This window comes from Photorhabdus cinerea (genome assembly GCF_011189575.1).
GTDB lineage: Bacteria > Pseudomonadota > Gammaproteobacteria > Enterobacterales > Enterobacteriaceae > Photorhabdus > Photorhabdus cinerea.
Map to the genome: position 1 here is coordinate 1 of NZ_PUJW01000063.1, position 3,251 is coordinate 3,251.

At 53.9% G+C, this 3,251-nt stretch carries 2 rRNA genes; both read right to left on the reverse strand.

The features are described 5' to 3' along the window. Positions 1–4 precede the first annotated feature (4 nt). Positions 5–120 (reverse strand): 5S ribosomal RNA (gene rrf / locus C5469_RS22040). Between the two features lie 107 nt (positions 121–227). Further along, a 23S ribosomal RNA gene (locus C5469_RS22045) occupies positions 228–3,140 on the reverse strand. Positions 3,141–3,251 lie beyond the last annotated feature (111 nt).

Sequence of the window (3,251 nt, forward strand, 5' to 3'; positions counted from 1 at the left end):
TAAAGCCTGGCAGTGCCCTACTCTCGCATGGGGAGTCCCCACACTACCATCGGCGCTACGGCGTTTCACTGCTGAGTTCGGCATGGGGTCAGGTGGGACCACCGCGCTATCGCCGCCAGGCATATTCTGTTGCATTCCCGTCGTTGCCTCCGCAACCACCAGAATCAATCTCCGAACAAGCTAAAATTCTCTCTCTCTCGCCAACCCCAAAACCCCTTTGGCGTTGTAAGGTTAAGCCTCTCGGTTCATTAGTACTGGTCAGCTCAATGCATCGCTGCACTTACACACCCAGCCTATCCACGTCTTCGTCTTAAACGTTCCTTCCGTGACCTTAAAGTCAGGGGAAAACTCATCTCAAGGCAAGTTTCCCGCTTAGATGCTTTCAGCGGTTATCTCTCCCGCACTTAGCTACCGGGCGATGCCATTGGCATGACAACCCGTACACCAGCGGTGCGTCCACTCCGGTCCTCTCGTACTAGGAGCAGCCCCTTTCAATCTTCCTGCGCCCACGGCAGATAGGGACCGAACTGTCTCACGACGTTCTAAACCCAGCTCGCGTACCACTTTAAATGGCGAACAGCCATACCCTTGGGACCTACTTCAGCCCCAGGATGTGATGAGCCGACATCGAGGTGCCAAACACCGCCGTCGATATGAACTCTTGGGCGGTATCAGCCTGTTATCCCCGGAGTACCTTTTATCCGTTGAGCGATGGCCCTTCCATTCAGAACCACCGGATCACTAAGACCTACTTTCGTACCTGCTCGAGCCGTCACTCTCGCAGTCAAGCTAGCTTATGCCTTTGCACTAACCTCACGATGTCCGACCGTGATTAGCTAACCTTCGTGCTCCTCCGTTACGCTTTAGGAGGAGACCGCCCCAGTCAAACTACCCACCAGACACTGTCCTCAGCCCGGATCACGGGCCCAAGTGAGAACATCGAACATTCAAGGGTGGTATTTCAAGGTCAGCTCCATGCAGACTGGCGTCCACACTTCCAAGCCTCCCACCTATCCTACACATCAAGGTTCCATGTTCAGTGTCAAGCTATAGTAAAGGTTCACGGGGTCTTTCCGTCTTGCCGCGGGGACACTGCATCTTCACAGCGAGTTCAATTTCACTGAGTCTCGGGTGGAGACAGCCTGGCCATCATTACGCCATTCGTGCAGGTCGGAACTTACCCGACAAGGAATTTCGCTACCTTAGGACCGTTATAGTTACGGCCGCCGTTTACTGGGGCTTCTGTCAAGAGCTTCGCACTTACGCGCTAACCCCATCAATTAACCTTCCAGCACCGGGCAGGCGTCACACCGTATACGTCCACTTGCGTGTTTGCACAGTGCTGTGTTTTTAATAAACAGTTGCAGCCAGCTGGTCTCTGCGACTGGCCTCAGCTCCAGGCGTGTGCCCTTCACCTAACGCCAGCGTGCCTTCTCCCGAAGTTACGGCACCATTTTGCCTAGTTCCTTCACCCGAGTTCTCTCAAGCGCCTGAGTATTCTCTACCTGACCACCTGTGTCGGTTTGGGGTACGATTCAATGTCACCTGAGGCTTAGAGGCTTTTCCTGGAAGCCGGGCATCAACCACTTCGCCGCCGTAGCAGCTCGTCATCACGCCTCAGTGTTCACAGAAGAGCGGATTTACCTGCTCCTCCCACCTACACGCTTAAACCGGGACGACCGTCGCCCGGATGGCCTAGCCTTCTCCGTCCCCCCTTCGCAGTCACATTCAGTACAGGAATATTAACCTGTTTCCCATCAGCTACGCTTTTCAGCCTCACCTTAGGGGTCGACTCACCCTGCCCCGATTAACGTTGGACAGGAACCCTTGGTCTTCCGGCGAGCGGGTTTTTCACCCGCTTTATCGTTACTTATGTCAGCATTCGCACTTCTGATACCTCCAGCAGGCCTCACAGCACCACCTTCAACGGCTTACAGAACGCTCCCCTACCCAGCAACACCTTAATGTCGCTGCCGCAGCTTCGGTGCATGGTTTAGCCCCGTTACATCTTCCGCGCAGGCCGACTCGACCAGTGAGCTATTACGCTTTCTTTCAATGATGGCTGCTTCTAAGCCAACATCCTGGCTGTCTGGGCCTTCCCACATCGTTTCCCACTTAACCATGACTTCGGGACCTTAGCTGGCGGTCTGGGTTGTTTCCCTCTTCACGACGGACGTTAGCACCCGCCGTGTGTCTCCCGTGATACCATTCTTCGGTATTCGCAGTTTGCATCGGGTTGGTAAGCCGGGATGGCCCCCTAGCCGAAACAGTGCTCTACCCCCGAAGATGAATTCACGAGGCGCTACCTAAATAGCTTTCGGGGAGAACCAGCTATCTCCCGGTTTGATTGGCCTTTCACCCCCAGCCACAAGTCATCCGCTAATTTTTCAACATTAGTCGGTTCGGTCCTCCAGTTAGTGTTACCCAACCTTCAACCTGCCCATGGCTAGCTCACCGGGTTTCGGGTCTATACCCTGCAACTACTTCGCCCAGTTAAGACTCGGTTTCCCTGCGGCTCCCCTATGCGGTTAACCTCGCTACAGAATATAAGTCGCTGACCCATTATACAAAAGGTACGCAGTCACCCTGATAATTCAAGGCTCCCACTGCTTGTACGTACACGGTTTCAGGGTCTCTTTCACTCCCCTCTCCGGGGTTCTTTTCGCCTTTCCCTCACGGTACTGGTTCACTATCGGTCAGTCAGGAGTATTTAGCCTTGGAGGATGGTCCCCCCATCTTCAGACAGGATACCTCGTGTCCCGCCCTACTCATCGAGTTCACAGTCAAAGCATGTTCGTGTACGGGACTGTCACCCTTTACTGTGCGCCTTTCCAGACGCTTCCACTCACACCTTCACTGATGCAGACTCTGGGCTCCTCCCCGTTCGCTCGCCGCTACTGGGGGAATCTCGGTTGATTTCTTTTCCTCGGGGTACTGAGATGTTTCAGTTCCCCCGGTTCGCCTCGTCTGACTATCAATTCATCAAACGATAGTGCAACGCATTGCACTGGGTTTCCCCATTCGGACATCGCCGGCTTATCTCGCTTCATATCAGCTCACCGACGCTTTTCGCAGATTAGCACGTCCTTCATCGCCTCTGACTGCCTAGGCATCCACCGTGTACGCTTCGTCGCTTAACCTCACAACCCAAAGACGTCCCGGGTTGTTCAGCTTGAGAGTTGTCAGTCATATCGCGTCGATATCACTGACAGTTTCAATTTTTCAGCTTGTTCCAGATTGTTAAAGAGCAA